Below are 15,689 nucleotides of genomic sequence, written 5' to 3' on the forward strand. Positions count from 1 at the left end.
CAAGGACCCGTTCAATGTCAAAAGCCCTCATCATCGCGGAAAAGCCATCGGTCGCGGCCGATATCGCCCGTGCCCTCGGGGGCTTTACCAAGCACGACGAGTACTTTGAAAGTGACGACTTCGTGCTGTCGTCCGCCGTGGGCCACCTGGTGGAGATCGCCGCGCCCGAGGAATACGAGGTCAAGCGCGGCAAGTGGAGCTTCGCCAACCTGCCGGTGATCCCGCCCCACTTCGACCTGCGCCCGATCGCCAAGACCGAGTCGCGCCTGAAGGTGCTCAACCGCCTGATCAAGCGCAAGGACGTCACCGGCCTGATCAATGCCTGCGACGCGGGGCGCGAAGGCGAACTGATTTTCCGGCTGATCGCCCAGCAGGCCAAGGCCAAGCAGCCGATTCGCCGGCTCTGGCTGCAATCCATGACGCCGCAGGCGATCCGCGACGGCTTCGCCAGCCTGCGCGAAGACCAGGACATGCTGCCGCTGGCCGATGCCGCGCGCTGCCGGTCCGAGGCCGACTGGCTGGTCGGCATCAATGGCACGCGTGCCATGACTGCCTTCAACAGCAAGGGCGGCGGCTTCTTCCTGACCACCGTCGGCCGCGTCCAGACGCCGACGCTGTCGATCGTGGTGGAGCGCGAGGAGAAGATCAAGCACTTCGTGCCGCGCGATTACTGGGAAGTGCACGCCGAGTTCATCGCCGCAGCCGGCCTGTACGAAGGCCGCTGGTTCGATCCGAAATTCAAGAAGAGCGAGTTCGATCCCGAGGCGCGCGAGTCGCGCCTGTGGAGCGAGGCCGAGGCGAAGAGCATCGTCGCCGCGTGCCGCGACAAGCCCGGCACTGTCACCGAAGAATCGAAGCCGTCGACGCAGCAGTCGCCGGCGCTCTTTGACCTGACCACGCTGCAGCGCGAGGCCAACTCGCGCTTCGGCTTCTCGGCCAAGAACACGCTCGGCCTGGCGCAGGCCCTGTATGAAAAGCACAAGGTCCTGACCTACCCGCGTACCGACGCGCGCGCGCTGCCCGAGGACTACATGGAAACGGTCAAGCAGACCATGACCATGCTGTCGGACAGCTCGCCCAACTACCTGCCGCACGCGAAGAAGATCCTGTCGCAGGGCTGGGTCAAGCCGAACAAGAAGATCTTCGACAACAGCAAGATCAGCGATCACTTCGCTATCATCCCGACCCTGCAGGCGCCCAAGAACCTGTCGGAGCCGGAGCAGAAGCTGTACGACCTGGTCGTGCGCCGCTTTCTGGCGGTGTTCTTCCCGGCCGCCGAGTTCCAGGTCACGACTCGTATCACGGAAGTCGCCGGCCATCACTTCAAGACCGAAGGCAAGGTGCTGGTCAATCCGGGCTGGCTCGTGATCTATGGCCGCGAGGCGCAGGGCGACAAGGATGCCGCCAACCTGGTGCCGGTAGCCAAGGACGAGAAGGTCAAGACCGACAAGGTCGAGAGCGTGGGCCTGACCACCAAGCCGCCCGCGCGCTACAACGAAGCCACGCTGCTGTCCGCCATGGAAGGCGCCGGCAAGCTGGTGGACGACGACGCGCTGCGCGAAGCCATGGCCGGCAAAGGCCTGGGCACGCCGGCCACGCGCGCGGCCATCATCGAAGGGCTGCTCACGGAAAAGTACCTGGTGCGCGAAGGCCGCGAGCTGATCCCAACCGCCAAGGCGTTCCAGTTGATGACGTTGCTGCGCGGCCTGGGCGTGCTGGAACTGACGCAGGCCGAGCTGACCGGCGAATGGGAGCACAAGCTGTCGCAGATCGAGCGAGGACGCCTGAAGCGCGACGAGTTCATGCTCGAGATCGCGCAGATGACGCAGCAGATCGTCAAGCGCGCCAAGGAATACGACAGCGACACCATCCCTGGCGACTACGCCACGCTGGCGACGCCCTGCCCGCAGTGCGGCGGCCAGGTGAAGGAGAATTACCGCCGCTTTGCCTGCACCGCGTGCGAATTTTCGATCAGCAAGATCCCTGGTGGCCGCCAGTTCGAGATCAACGAGGTTGAAGAACTGCTGCTGAAGCGGGAAATCGGCCCGCTGCAAGGATTCCGCAGCAAGATGGGCCGGCCGTTTGCCGCCATCCTCAAGATCGCCAAGGACGACGAAGGCCATTACAAGATGGAATTCGATTTCGGCCAGAACGATGACGAGGGCGACGGCGAGCCGGTCGATTTCAGCGGGCAGGAGCCGGTCGGCACCTGCCCGAAGTGCAGTGGCGCGGTGTTCGAGCACGGCATGAAGTATGTGTGCGAGAACAGCGTGGCCAGCCCGAAGACCTGTGACTTCACCACCGGCAAGATCATCCTGCAGCAGGAAATCAGCCGCGAACAGGTCGGCAAGCTGCTCAACGACGGCCGTACCGACCTGCTGACGGGTTTCAAGTCGTCGCGCACGGGCCGCAACTTCAAGGCGTTCCTGGTGAGGCAGGCGGACGGCAAGATCGGCTTCGAATTCGAGGCCCGCGAGCCCAAGGCCGGCGCCAAGGCATCGGCGAAGACTGCGTCGCGCACGGCCGCAAAGCCGGACGAAGCCGAGGCCGGTGCGGCCAAGTCGCCGGCGAAGAAGGCAGCCACCAAGACCGCCGCGACCAAGACCGCGACCAAGACCGCGGCCAAGAAGGCGCCCGCCAAGACGGTCGCGGCCAAGAAGACCCGCGACGCGGGCAAGGCCACGGTCGAGGCCGAAGAGTAATGGTATAGGGCGGGGGGAGACGGCGCGTCAGCGCCTGCGTCCTCCCGTTTGCCTTACGAAAGCTGCTCGCGGCCCCGGACGCCCTCTTCCAGCAGGAAGTCGATAAACGCCCGGACTTTGGTCGGCAGGAATTTGCGGCTCGGATAAACCACGCTGACATCGCGCCGCGGCAACTGGTACTGCGGCAGGACGTGCACGAGGCTGCCTGACTCGATATTCTGCTTGGCCAGGTAGGACGACAGCATCGCCACGCCCATATTCGCGAGTGCCGCTTGGTGCGCGAGTTCGGCATTGCTGCACAGCAGTCCAGGACGGATCGGCACCGTCACTTCGCCTTCGGGCCCAAGCAGCGTCCACTCGTGTTCCACGTTGGGCAGCCGCATGGCGATGCAGCGGTGATTGGTCAGCTCGTGCGCGTGCCGCAGCGGCGGGTGCATGCGGACATATTCAGGCGAGGCACACAGCACAATTTCGGCCGAGATCAGTGGCCGGGCCACCAGGTGCGAGCCGAGGCCCAGATCCGACAGCATGACCGCGACGTCCCGTCCCTCTTCCACGATATCCACGTTGCGGTCGGACAGGAGCACGTCGAAGACCACATCGGGGTACAGCTGCTGGAACCGCGCCATCAGGCTTGGTAGCAAGTGCAGTCCGAACATCACTGGAGTCACCAGTCGCAAGGTTCCCGATAGCGACTGGCTGCGCGCCGTCACCACGCCTTCGGCTTCTTCCACGTCTTCCAGGATCTGCTGGCAGCGCTGCAGGTAGGTTTCCCCGGCGTCGGTCAGCGACAGGCTGCGGGTCGTCCTGTTCAGCAGCCGCGTACCCAGGTGGCTTTCCAGGTCCGCCACATAGCGCGTCACGACCGCGTTGGACATCTCCAACTGCTGCGCTGCACGAGCAAAGCTGCCTAGCTCCACCACTTTGGCGAACACGCGCATCGATTGCAGGCGATCCATGACATAGTCTCCCGTCGTTCTCCTGAATTTTTCCTGGTTCAGGTGACTTTATTGTTGGAATCAGAACTAATCATTGTGCCAGGCGATATTTATTGATATGAGGGAAACGCCTAATATCTACCCATCGGATGCCGCATTGCAGCAACCTAGACTGCACAAACCGGCACCAAGTTGAAGAAACACTGAGCCATGAAAACCCCCCGTCTTTCCCTGATCGCTATTGCCACCCTCGCCGCAGCCCTTTCCGCTGCACCGGCGTTTGCCAAGGCCGGCAAGTTTGACCCGTACGCAGATGGCGCCAAGGCCGGCAGCAAGTACGACGTCTACAGCGACGGCGCCAAGGCTGGTAAGTACGACGTCTACAGCGATGGCGCCAAGGCCGGCAAGTACGACGTGTACAGCGACGGCGCCAAGTACGATCTGTCTTCCGACCGCGCGCCCCTGTAATCGACAGGGCCCGCAAGCCGCGGTCCGGGGCCGTATCTCCCCTATGCGGCCCCTACCTCTCAACCTGGTCTCCACAGGTCGTTTGGAGAGCGTCTGACAGACCTCTCCTTGTTTATCCGGAGAAGAAGCCCGCACTGGTTTGCGGGCTTCTTTGTTTCTGTGTCCGGTCAGGAGGGACTGCTTCTGCCTGGCATTATGCCAGAGCACGCAAAGAAAAACGGGCCAGCGGCCCGTTCCTGGATCCTGCCCGGCTGAGGATGGGCTCAGTCGTCGTAATGATGGTGGTGCTTGTGCTTCTTATGCTTGTAGTGGCCACCACCATCGTAGTAGCGGCGGTCGTTCTCATAAGAATTGCTGCGCGAAACGTTGCCGCCCAGCGCTGCGCCTGCGCCACCGCCCACCGCCGCGCCGACCAGGCCGCCGGTGCGGCCGCCCATGGCGTTACCCGCTGCCGTACCTGCGCCACCGCCCAGCGCGCCGCCGATGATGGCACCCGTGCGCTCGCGCCGGTTGGACGTCACCGCCCCGCCCGCGCCGCCGCCAACGGCACCGCCGATCACGGCACCGGTGCTGCCGCCCAGGGCGCCGCCTACAGCCGCCCCTGCCACGCCGCCGAGGGCGCCGCCAAGGGCATTGTTCATGTCGCTCGCGAAGGCCGGCAGCGCGGACGCCGCCAGGGCGAGAGCCAGGGTCATATTGCGAACGGGATGGCGAGACATATCGTTTCCTTTCTTTGCCATGTTGTGCCGCAAGTGTAGAGAACGATCCTCCGTCTTGCTGTAACCACGTGTAAAGCCATGTAACCCGCTGCTGAAACGTATGGTTTGAGCGACAACACGGCAGAGGCGTGGATCCCGACGCCCAAAAAAACGGGCAACCCGAAGGTTGCCCGTTCCATCAGACCCAGCCGGTGCAGCTCAACAGCACTTGCCCTGCCCGCCGCCGTAGCGGGCTTCCTGGCGTTCGCGGAAGAACTCCTCGTAGGTCATCGGTGCGCGGTCCGGGTGGGTGCTTTCCATGTGGGCCACATAAGTCTGGTAGTCGGGCAGGCCGACCATCAGCCGCAGCGACTGCCCCAGGTAGCGTCCCATCGTTCCAAGTTGTTCCAGCATGGCGGGGCTCCTTTGAACCGGGCGATCAGGATTGTGCCGAGGCGGCTGCCGGCAGCGGCTCGAACGGCGTTTCCTTGTCGGTCGGACGGTTCGCGGCACGCGCTTGCATGGCGGTCTTGAAGCCGTAGACCACGATCGACAGCACCACGAACATGAACAGCGCGCACAGGCCGGCGTCCAGGTAGTCATTGAAGACGATGCGGTGCATCTGCTCCATGGTCTTGGCCGGGGCCAGCACCTTGCCTTCGGCGATGGCGGCGCTGAACTTGCCGGCGTGGGTCAGGAAGCTGACCTTCGGATCGGCATCGAACAGTTTCTGCCAGCCGGCGGTCAGCGTGCAGATCAGCAGCCAGATGGTCGGCAGCAGCGTCACCCAGGCGTACTGGCCGCGCTTCATCTTGACCAGCACGCAGGTGCCAAGCACCAGTGCCACGGCGGCCAGCATCTGGTTGGAGATACCGAACAGCGGCCATAGCGTATTGATGCCGCCCAGCGGATCGACCACGCCCTGGTACAGGAAGTAGCCCCAGGCCGCAACGGTCAGCGCGGTGGCGATCAGGTTGGCCGGCAGCGAGTCGGTGCGGCGCATGCTCGGCACGAAGCTGCCCAGCAGGTCCTGCAGCATGAAGCGGCCGGCGCGGGTGCCCGCGTCGACGGCGGTCAGGATGAACAGGGCCTCGAACAGGATGGCGAAGTGGTACCAGAACGCCATCATGGCCTGGCCGCCCACCACCTGGTGCAGGATATGGGCGATGCCCACCGCCAGCGTCGGCGCGCCGCCGGCACGCGAGATGATGGTGTTCTCGCCAACGTCCTTGGCAGTCTGGATCAGCACGTCAGGGGTGACGACGAAGCCCCAGGTCGATACGGCGTGGGCCACGGCGTCCGGCGTGGTGCCGATCACGGCGGCGGGGCTGTTCATCGCGAAGTACACGCCGGGCTCGATCACCGAGGCCGCCACCAGCGCCATGATGGCGACGAAGGATTCGGCCAGCATCGCGCCGTAGCCGATGAAGCGCGCGTGGCTTTCATTCTCCAGCAGCTTGGGCGTGGTGCCCGACGAGATCAGCGCATGGAAGCCCGACACGGCGCCGCAGGCGATGGTGATGAAGAGGAAGGGGAACAGGTTGCCCGACCACACCGGCCCGCCGCCCTGGGCGAACTGCGTGAAGGCCGGCATCTTGAGTTCCGGCGCGACGATCAGGATGCCGATGGCCAGCGCGATGATGGTGCCGATCTTCAGGAAGGTCGACAGGTAGTCGCGCGGCGCCAGCAGCAGCCACACCGGCAGCACGGCGGCGATAAAGCCGTAGATGATCAGCATCCAGGTCAGCGCCTTGCCGTCATACGTGAACAGCGGCGCCAGCACGGCGCTTTCATGCACGTACTGGCCGCCCAGGATGGCGAGCATCAGCAGCACGAAGCCGATCACCGACACCTCGCCGATGCGGCCGGGACGGATGTACCGCGTGTAGATGCCCATGAACAGCGCGATGGGAATGGTCACCGCCACGGTGAACGTGCCCCACGGCGAGCCGGCCAGCGCCTTCACCACAATCAGCGCCAGCACCGCCAGGATAATGATCATGATCATGAAGCAGCCGAACAGCGCGATCATGCCCGGCACCGTGCCCATTTCGGACTTGACCAGGTCGCCCAGCGAACGGCCGTCGCGGCGCGTGGAGATGAACAGGATCATGAAATCCTGCACCGCGCCGGCGAACACCACGCCGGCCAGGATCCACAGCATGCCCGGCATATAGCCCATCTGGGCGGCCAGCACCGGGCCGACCAGCGGGCCGGCGCCGGCGATGGCGGCGAAGTGGTGGCCGAACAGCACCGCCTTGTTGGTCGGCACGTAGTCCAGGCCGTCGTTGTGGCGCCAGGCCGGGGTCATGCGTTTCGGGTCCAGCTGCATGACCTTGTCGGCGATGAAGCGGCTGTAGTAGCGGTAGGCGATCAGGTAGATGCAGAGCGCGGCAACCACGATCCACAGCGCACTGACCGCCTCGCCGCGCGACAGCGCGACCGTGGCGAAGGCAAACGCGCCAAGGATGGCGACGGCCAGCCACACCAGGTGTTCTCCGATGCGATTCATAGTGAAGGTCTCCTCAGACCGGGGGATTTCGATAGCCTGCGGCGGCGAAGGACTGGTAACTGGCAGGTCGACGGCGGGCGCGCGCCTGAGGGCGGGCAGCGGGGCAATCCGGCGGTGAGGGTGTCTCTTCGGATCTTGCTGCTGCTCGCCCGGTTCTTGTCGTTTCCGGGTCTCGTCTTGCAGGCAGGCAATGCACCATCCGGGTGGGCGGCGCACCAGCTGCGTCGACGCACGCGCCTTGTTGGGGCGGCTCAAGCGTCCGGCGTGTAGTATTGACACCCGCCAAACCCCGCACAAGCGCGTAACTACGCAGCACTTCTGCGTAGTACTACGCAAATCGACGGTGGCATGCCGCCCACGCGGCATCGGTGTTTACCCCCGGTCGTCCGGTTCATGTATGAAACTCCGCCACAAGATCCTGTTGCTAGCCGTCGCGCCCCTGGCGGTGGCCATGCTTGGCATTGCACTTGCCGTGCGTTTCCAGGCGACGCAGCTGGCGAGGCATGAGCGCGCGCTGGTCGAGTCGGCCTATCTCCAGAGCAAGGAAACCGAACTGCGCCACTACGTAGAGCTGGCGCAGAGCGCGATCGCGCCGATGGTGCGTTCGGGCCGCACCGACGCCGCCACGCGCCAGGCCGCCATGGACGCACTGGCGCGGCTCGACTACGGGCCCGACGGCTACTTCTTCCTGTATGACCTGCAGGGCCGCAACCTGATGCATCCGCGCCAGCCAGAACTGGTCGGGCAGGACTTGTGGATGCTGCGTGACCCGCAGGGCGCCCTGACCATCCAGAAGCTGATTGCCGCGGCCAAGGCCGGCGGGGGCTCGGTGCGCTACCTGTGGAGGAAGCCATCGTCCCGGCAGCTCGCGCCCAAACTCGGCTACGTGGTGGCCGTGCCCGAATGGGGCTGGATGCTCGGCACCGGCATCTACCTGGACGATGTGGAAAACACGTTGCGCCAGCTCGATGCGCGCGCCGCGACCGATATCCGCGAGACCATGGCGTGGATCGGCGTGATTGCCGCGGTCAGCATCCTGCTGGTGGCGGCGAGCGGCCTGGCCCTCAATATCAGCGAGCACCGCGAGGCCGACGCCAAGCTGCGCCAGCTGGCGCAGCGCGTGGTCCAGTCACAGGAAGAGGAGCGCGCGCGGCTGTCGCGCGAACTCCATGACGGCATCAGCCAGTTGCTGGTGTCGGTCAAGCTGGTGCTGGAAGCGGCCGCCAACCGGTTGCGCCTGGCGCCGGCAGAAGGCGCGGCGGTGGCGCCGGTTCTCGGCATGGCGCTGAACCGGCTCGACACGGTATTCAACGAGGTCCGGCGCGTGGCCCGCAACCTGCGGCCCGCCCTGCTCGATGACCTCGGCCTGGTTGCCGCGCTGGAGCACCTGGCGCGCGAGATGCAGGGCGGCAGCCACCTGCAGATCAGCGTGACCCAGGCCGGCACGCCGCGCGAGCTGCCTGACGAACAGGCCACCGCGTTGTACCGGATCGCCCAGGAGGCCCTGACCAATGTCGAGCGCCATGCCGGCGCCCGCAAAGTCACGGTGGCCCTGGCTTTCGATGCCGACGCGACGCGCCTGACCGTGCGCGACGATGGCCGCGGGTTTGACGTGGCCCGCATGCAGGTCGATCCCCGGCGTGGCATCGGGCTGCGCAATTTGCGCGAGCGGATTGCGGCGCTGGGCGGGCAGTTCGGCATTGTTTCGGGCATGGGCGGCACGGAACTGGTAGCCGCGCTGCCGCTCGTGAAAATACAGGCGCGGCCCGTCGTCCCCATTCCGGAAGAACCTTCGCAGTCATGACCCAGATCCCCGACCCGGCCGAAGGCCAATCCGGCCACGCCGCTGATACGCCTGCGCGCGTGCTGCTGATCGACGACCATGCGCTGGTGCGCGACGGCATGCGCATGCACCTGGCGCTGCAGCCCGGCCTGCGCGTGGTGGGCGAGGCCGACGGCGGGGAAGCCGCGCTGGCGTGGCTCGATCGTGCCGGCGCGGCCGAGCGCCCGGACCTGGTCATCACCGACATCGGCATGCGCGGCATGGGCGGCATTGCGCTGACGTGCGTGCTGCATGAGCAATACCCTGAAATTGCCGTGCTGGTGGTCAGCATGCATGACAACCTGGAATACGCGCGCCAGGCTGTGCGTGCCGGCGCGCACGGCTATGTGTTGAAGGATGCCCCTGCGGAAGAGCTGATGGCCGCCATCCAGGCGGTACTGGCGGGGCGCGTGTTCTACAGCGCGCGCATTGCGCGCGGCATGGCGGAACAGATGCCGGCGGCGGGCCCGCTGGACGCCCTGACCAAGCGCGAACGCGATATCCTGGGCTACATCGGGCGCGGCATGGCCAACAAGGAAATCGCGGCGCAGCTGGGTGTGTCAGTGCGCACGGTGGAGACCCATCGGCTCAATCTCAAGCGCAAGCTGGGTATCGAGGGCCGGGCGGGGTTGGTGAAGTATGCGGTGGAGCAGTCGGGGGAAAGCGAAGGGGGATAGGCAATAAACCCTCGGTTTGCGCCCCTCTCCCCCAACCCCTCTCACGCAAGCGGGAGAGGGGAGTCAGACAGCGGCAAGAATCAACCTTCCAGCCGCTTGCCCAGTGCCGCCCGCGTTTCGGCCAGCGCCTGAGGCAGGTTGTGCTTGAGCTGCGTGAACAGTTCGTCGTGCAGCACCAGCTCCTGCTTCCAGGCGTCGACGTCGATCGAGGTAACCTGCGCGAACTGCGCCGGCGAGAACTCCACGCCGTTCCAGTTCAGGTTTTCATAACGCGGGCTGGTGCCGAACACGTGCTCGGCGCCCTGGCCCTTGCCGTCGACGCGGTCGATCATCCACGACAGCACGCGCATGTTCTCGCCGAAGCCCGGCCACACGAAGCTGCCGTCTGCGTCCTTGCGGAACCAGTTGACGCAGTAGATCTTCGGCAGCTTCGCGCCCGACGCTTCCAGCTTCTTGCCGAGCTCGAGCCAGTGGCCGAAATAGTCGCTCATGTTGTAGCCGCAGAACGGCAGCATGGCGAACGGGTCGCGGCGCACCACGCCTTGCTGGCCGGCGGCAGCGGCGGTGGTTTCGGAGCCCATGGTCGCGGCCATGTAGACGCCTTCGGTCCAGTTGCGCGCCTCGGTCACCAGCGGCACGGTGGTCGAGCGGCGGCCGCCGAAGATGAACGCATCAATGGGTACGCCGGCAGGGTTGTCCCAGTTCTCGTCGATCGACGGGCATTGCACCGCCGGCGCGGTGAAACGCGCGTTCGGGTGCGCCGCCTTGGCGCCGGTGGCCTTGGCGATTTCCGGCGTCCAGTCCTTGCCTTGCCAGTCGACCAGGTGCGCCGGCGCTTCCTTGGTCATGCCTTCCCACCACACGTCGCCGTCGTCGGTCAGCGCCACATTGGTGAAGATGACGTTTTCCTTCAACGTCGCCATGGCGTTGAAGTTGGTCTTCTCGCTAGTGCCCGGGGCCACGCCGAAGTAGCCGGCCTCCGGATTGATCGCGTACAGGCGGCCATCCTTGCCCGGCTTGATCCACGCGATATCGTCGCCGATGGTGGTGACCTTCCAGCCCTCGAAGCCCTTGGGCGGGATCAGCATGGCGAAGTTGGTCTTGCCGCAGGCCGACGGGAAGGCGGCGGCCACGTGGTATTTTTTGCCCTCGGGCGAGGTCACGCCCAGGATCAGCATGTGCTCGGCCAGCCAGCCTTCGTCGCGGCCCATGGTCGAGGCAATTCGCAGCGCGAAGCACTTCTTGCCGAGCAGCGCGTTGCCGCCGTAGCCCGAGCCGAACGACCAGATCTCGCGCGTCTGCGGGAAATGGACGATGTACTTGGTCGGGTTGCACGGCCACGGCACGTCTTTCTCGCCGGCGGCGAGCGGCTTGCCGACGGTGTGCACGCACGGCACGAAGTCGCCGTCGGTGCCCAGCACGTCATACACGGCCTTGCCCATGCGCGTCATGATGCGCATGTTGACGGCCACGTACGGGGAGTCGGACAGTTCCACGCCGATATGCGCGATCGGCGAGCCCAGCGGTCCCATCGAGAACGGGACCACGTACAGCGTGCGGCCGCGCATGCAGCCGTCGAACAGGCCGTTGAGCGTCTGGCGCATCTCGGCCGGGGCGATCCAGTTGTTGGTGGGGCCGGCGTCTTCCTTTTTGTCCGCGCAGATGAAGGTGCGGTCTTCGACGCGCGCCACATCGGACGGATCGGACAGGGCCAGGTAGGAATTCTTGCGTTTGGCCGGGTTCAGGCGCTTAAGCGTGCCGGCAGCGACCATCTGCTCGCAGAGGCGGTCGTACTCTTCTTGCGAACCGTCGCACCAGTGGATGCGCTCCGGCTTGGTCAGCGCGGCGATCTCGGCTACCCAGGCCACCAGTTTCTGGTTCTTGACCCAGGCCGGCACGTTCAACGCCGCCGTGCCTTGCATCGAGGGGTGGTTCATCCTGCAACTCCAAAATGTGTAAAGGGAAGGAAGGGGAAATCTTTTCAAATGCCCGACCTGAAACCAGCCAGGCCGATGCATGTCGCGGCGCACTTTTGCGGCTCAAGTCAGCGACTCGCACCGGTCGTCACATCCCGTTACAACTCCTCTGCGGCCCGGGTAACGCAAAGGGTCGCGGCAGTCCCTGCGCCTGCGCTAAAGTTGCGCTTCGCCCGCGCGGGGCTAGCTGCATGGGGCCAGCGGGCTTTGTCCGGCGGCACCGGATGTCGGGAGCCAAGCTCGACCGAACATTCCCCGGCGGCACCGGAACGGGCAAGGATACCACTGCCGCACACCGCTGTTTTTTGCTCCGCAGCATTGCCGGACCCCGATTCACGCATGGAATGTGCCGGCCCCGGATACCCGACAATAGCGCTGGTCGCGCGCGTGCTCCGTTGCCGCGCGCACCAATCCCGGGTCACCAGGCCAGCAGACAAAAAGAGTTGCCGATGAAGATTGCCGTACTCGACGATTACCAGGACGCCGTGCGCAAGCTGCCTTGCTTCAGCCTGCTGGAAGGCCACGACGTCAAGGTGTTCAACAACACCGTCAAGGGCGTAGGCCAGCTGGCCGCGCGCCTGTCGGACGTGGAAGCGGTCGTGCTGATCCGCGAACGCACGCGCATCACGCGCCAGTTGCTGGAGAAGCTGCCCAAGCTGAAGATCATCAGCCAGACCGGCCGCGTCGGCGCCGCGCCGAACACGCATATCGATGTCGATGCCTGCACCGACCGCGGCGTGGCGGTGCTCGAAGGCGCGGGCTCGCCGGTGGCACCGGCCGAGCTGACCTGGGCGCTGATCATGGCGGCGCAGCGCCGCATTCCGCAATACGTGGCCAGCCTCAAGCACGGGGCCTGGCAGCAGTCGGGCCTGAAGTCGACCACCATGCCGCCCAACTTCGGGCTGGGCCAGGTGCTGCGCGGCCAGACCCTGGGCATCTGGGGCTACGGCAAGATCGGCCGGCTGCTGGCTGGCTATGGCCGCGCCTTCGGCATGAACGTGCTGGTGTGGGGACGCGAGGCGTCGCAGGAAGCCGCCCGTGCCGATGGCCTGGCGGTGGCGGAGTCAAAGGACCAGTTCTTTGCCGACAGCGATGTGCTGTCGCTGCACCTGCGCCTGAACGACGACACGCGCGGCGTGGTCAAGCTGGCCGACCTGACCCGCATGAAGCCGACGGCGCTGTTCGTCAACACCAGCCGCGCCGAGCTGCTGGAAGAAAACGCGCTGGTCGCGGCGCTCAACCGCGGGCGTCCGGGCATGGCGGCGGTGGATGTGTTCGAGTCCGAGCCGATCCTGCAGGGCCACGCGCTGCTGCGGATGGAGAACTGCATCTGCACGCCGCATTTGGGGTATGTGGAGCGGGATAGCTACGAGATGTACTTCCGCATTGCCTTCCAGAACATCCTGGATGTGCTGGCGGGGCAGCATGAGAGCATTGTGAATCCGAAGGCGTTGACGCCGGTACTGTCGCGCTGAGCCCCATCCAGCACCGCTGGTTTGCTCCCCTCTCCCCTTCGCGGGCCAGGGGAGCCTCCTTCCAATGGCGTCGGCAAAGGTCCGGCGCTTCAAGGCTTCCGCCCGCGGACGCGAATTTCGCGGAACCGCTACACTCGAGACTTCCCTGACCGCCGGCCGCAATGGCCCGCGGCGCGTCCCGACAACAACGACAAGGCGCCACGCGCCACCCCCGGCATGGACCCCAGGCTTGTGACGCTCTGCGTCGGCAATTTCATCATTGGCACCGGCGCGATGATCGTGACCGGCATGTTGAACGACATTGCCGCCGATTTTGGCCTGGGCGTGGCCAGTGCCGGCCAGCTGATCTCGGTGTTCGCCCTGGCCACCTGCGTGGGCGCGCCGGTGTTCGCCACGCTCGGTTCACGCATCGATCGCCGCCTGTTGCTGTCCGGCTCATTGCTGATCTACGCCGTGCTGCACCTTGCGGCCGCCCTGGCGCCGAACTTCGCCACGCTGATGGCGATCCGCTTCCTGACCGCGATCGGCGCGGCCATCTACACGCCGCAGACTGCCGCTACCCTGCCGCTGCTGGTCAACGCGCAGACCCGCGGCCGGGCCATCAGCTTCGTGTTCCTGGGCTGGAGCATCGCCAGCGTGGTCGGCGTGCCGCTGGGCACTTGGATCGCGAGCACGCTAGGCTGGCGCGTCAGCATGGCGGTGGTGGGCGTGCTGGCGCTGCTGGTGTCGGCGGCGGTCTGGCGCGCGTTGCCGCGCGGCCTTTACGTGCCGGCTGTGGGCCGCGAGGCCTGGAGCGCCGTGCTGCGCCACCGGCCGATCATGCTGGTGGTGGCCGCCACCATGATCCAGTCGGCCGGCATGTTCACGATGTTCACCTACATTGCCCCGCTGATGCGCGACGTGCACGGCATCTCGGGCGCTGCGCTGAGCCTGATGTTCCTGGCCTACGGCGCCTGCGGGGTCTTCGGCAATGCCATGGCGGCCTCCCGCATGGACCGGATCACACCCAGCCGCATCGTCCAGTTCGCGCTGCTGACGTCGATCACGGCGATGGTGCTGTGGCCGCTGGCGGGGCTGGGCACCGTGCCGCTGGTGCTGCTGTTCATGCTGTGGGGCGTGGGAGGCTTCGCTACCAACAGCGCGCAGCAGGCCCGGCTGGTGATGATCGCGCCGGACCGCGCATCGGTCTCGATCTCGCTCAACTCGTCGTCGATCTACCTCGGCCAGGCCATCGGCGCCATGGCGGGCGCGGCCCTGTATACAGTGGCCGGCACCGGTTCGCTGCACTGGGGCGCCGCGATACTGATGCTGGCGGCGCTGGTGATCTCGCAGCGGGCCCGCGCGCTCGGCTGCCAGTGGCCGCCGCGGCAGGTCCCGCAACAGGCCTGAGCGGCCCCGCCCGTCCCCGGGCCAGGTCTCGCTCCACAGCTTTTCCACAGTGTTGTCCAACGCACTGTCCACCACCTGTTCCCTGCGTTATCCACGGAGTTGTCCACAACTCGCGCGGCGGGGGCATCTTGAGCGAACCGAATGGAATCCTGAGTGGTGCACGCGTGCTGGCGATCAATATCGGCAAGGCCATTCCGCTGGTGGTATCCCGTGCCGGCACCGAGGCGGTGGTGATGTCCGGCATCCGCAAGCACCCGGTCAGCACGCTGGTCCACCCGTTGCGCGTGCAGGTGCGCCCGCAGGGCGTGGCCGGCGACGAGCAAGCCGACCTGGCCGTGCACGGCGGGCTGGACAAGGCTGTGTATGCCTATCCGTCCGAGCACTAGGCGTGGTGGAACAAGCGCCGCCGCGCCGCGGGCCAGCCCGAGGCATACCGCGGACTTGCGTTCGGCGCCATGGGCGAGAACCTGACCATCGAAGGCCTGGTCGAGGCCGACCTGTGGATGGGCGACGTGCTGTACATCGGCAGCGCAGTGCTGCGCGTGGCGTCGCCCCGGCAGCCTGCATGCAAGTTCAACGCCGTGCTGGGCTACCGCCACGCCGTCCGCGACATGGTCGAGAGCGGCTACTCCGGCGTCTACCTCGGCGTGCTGCGGTCCGGCGAGGTGCGCGCCGGCGATGCCATCCATGTGCAGCATGGGCCGCGAAAGCTGTCGATCGACAGCATAAACCGCTCGCGTCGCGATGGCTGGCGGCTTTTCTGATAATGTTTGTGTCTTGATACAAGCAATCCGCCCCGCATCCGCCACGCCACCCCTCGTAGCAAGCCAAGCCAGGTCCGGATCACGCCGTTACCGCTGTAACGCGCTGTAATAGTCCGTGCTGGCTCCGCGGGGCGAACCGCTGTACTAGTAGAGGTTTGCGCGACACGTATCCGCCCGGCCCCCGGGCTGCCCGTACCGGGCGGCCACGGCGGGAACAGAGGCGGGACGTCACCGGGGGGCGCGCTGCAGCCAAGAGGGTCCACACAAG

Annotated in this window: 11 protein-coding genes and 1 pseudogene; 7 read left to right on the forward strand and 5 right to left on the reverse strand. The window is 65.9% G+C overall.

Translation table 11 applies throughout. From position 1 onward, the window contains the following. The first annotated feature begins 14 nt into the window (after positions 1-14). The gene (locus ACIGJC_RS15725) at positions 15-2,702 is read left to right on the forward strand and encodes a DNA topoisomerase III (RefSeq protein ID WP_483709912.1); all 2,688 of its coding nucleotides are present in this window, start codon (positions 15-17) and stop codon (positions 2,700-2,702) included. 53 nt (positions 2,703-2,755) lie between these two features. Here ACIGJC_RS15725 and ACIGJC_RS15730 read toward each other — a convergent pair whose 3' ends face one another. After that, on the reverse strand, positions 2,756-3,661 hold the full coding sequence (locus ACIGJC_RS15730) for a LysR family transcriptional regulator (protein WP_483709913.1): 906 nt from the start codon (positions 3,659-3,661) through the stop codon (positions 2,756-2,758). 189 nt (positions 3,662-3,850) lie between these two features. Between ACIGJC_RS15730 and ACIGJC_RS15735 the strand changes: the two genes are divergently transcribed. Then, positions 3,851-4,108 carry a hypothetical protein gene (locus ACIGJC_RS15735; RefSeq protein ID WP_483709915.1) on the forward strand — a complete coding sequence of 86 codons (258 nt, stop codon included), beginning with the start codon at positions 3,851-3,853 and terminating at the stop codon, positions 4,106-4,108. Between the two features lie 263 nt (positions 4,109-4,371). Here ACIGJC_RS15735 and ACIGJC_RS15740 read toward each other — a convergent pair whose 3' ends face one another. The 3 genes from ACIGJC_RS15740 to ACIGJC_RS15750 all read right to left on the reverse strand — a co-directional run bounded on the left by ACIGJC_RS15740 (position 4,372) and on the right by ACIGJC_RS15750 (position 7,318). Further along, complete coding sequence (locus tag ACIGJC_RS15740) at positions 4,372-4,827, reverse strand: hypothetical protein (protein ID WP_483709916.1); 456 nt, start codon at positions 4,825-4,827, stop codon at positions 4,372-4,374. Positions 4,828-5,025: 198 nt separating this feature from the next. Next, positions 5,026-5,220 carry a YbdD/YjiX family protein gene (locus ACIGJC_RS15745; RefSeq protein WP_211946023.1) on the reverse strand — a complete coding sequence of 65 codons (195 nt, stop codon included), beginning with the start codon at positions 5,218-5,220 and terminating at the stop codon, positions 5,026-5,028. 25 nt (positions 5,221-5,245) lie between these two features. After that, positions 5,246-7,318, reverse strand: a complete 2,073-nt coding sequence (locus ACIGJC_RS15750) for a carbon starvation CstA family protein (RefSeq protein WP_483709918.1) — start codon at positions 7,316-7,318, stop codon at positions 5,246-5,248. Positions 7,319-7,715: 397 nt separating this feature from the next. Here ACIGJC_RS15750 and ACIGJC_RS15755 point away from each other — a divergent pair, with 397 nt between their 5' ends. Together ACIGJC_RS15755 and ACIGJC_RS15760 are read left to right on the forward strand one after the other, a co-directional pair. Further along, positions 7,716-9,122: a cache domain-containing protein gene (locus ACIGJC_RS15755; RefSeq protein WP_483709920.1), complete on the forward strand. Its 1,407-nt coding sequence runs from the start codon at positions 7,716-7,718 to the stop codon at positions 9,120-9,122. After that, a complete protein-coding gene (locus ACIGJC_RS15760) occupies positions 9,119-9,817 on the forward strand; it encodes a response regulator (RefSeq protein WP_483709921.1) in 699 nt (232 codons plus the stop codon). Before ACIGJC_RS15755 ends, ACIGJC_RS15760 begins: the two co-directional genes overlap by 4 nt. Positions 9,818-9,897: 80 nt before the next feature. On the opposite strand, the gene ACIGJC_RS15765 is transcribed toward ACIGJC_RS15760, so the two are convergent. Further along, complete coding sequence (locus tag ACIGJC_RS15765) at positions 9,898-11,754, reverse strand: phosphoenolpyruvate carboxykinase (GTP) (protein WP_483709922.1); 1,857 nt, start codon at positions 11,752-11,754, stop codon at positions 9,898-9,900. A 488-nt stretch (positions 11,755-12,242) separates the two neighbouring features. On the opposite strand from ACIGJC_RS15765, the gene ACIGJC_RS15770 reads away from it, so the two are divergent. The 3 genes and pseudogenes from ACIGJC_RS15770 to ACIGJC_RS15780 all read left to right on the forward strand — a co-directional run bounded on the left by ACIGJC_RS15770 (position 12,243) and on the right by ACIGJC_RS15780 (position 15,421). Next, positions 12,243-13,268 (forward strand): D-2-hydroxyacid dehydrogenase family protein, encoded by a 1,026-nt coding sequence (locus tag ACIGJC_RS15770; protein WP_483709923.1) that lies wholly within the window; start codon positions 12,243-12,245, stop codon positions 13,266-13,268. 216 nt (positions 13,269-13,484) lie between these two features. After that, on the forward strand, positions 13,485-14,657 hold the full coding sequence (locus ACIGJC_RS15775; RefSeq protein WP_483709925.1) for an MFS transporter: 1,173 nt from the start codon (positions 13,485-13,487) through the stop codon (positions 14,655-14,657). Positions 14,658-14,785: 128 nt separating this feature from the next. After that, positions 14,786-15,421 (forward strand): annotated as a pseudogene (locus ACIGJC_RS15780) (MOSC domain-containing protein). Positions 15,422-15,689 lie beyond the last annotated feature (268 nt).

The organism is Cupriavidus sp. C3SS-1 (assembly GCF_057073755.1).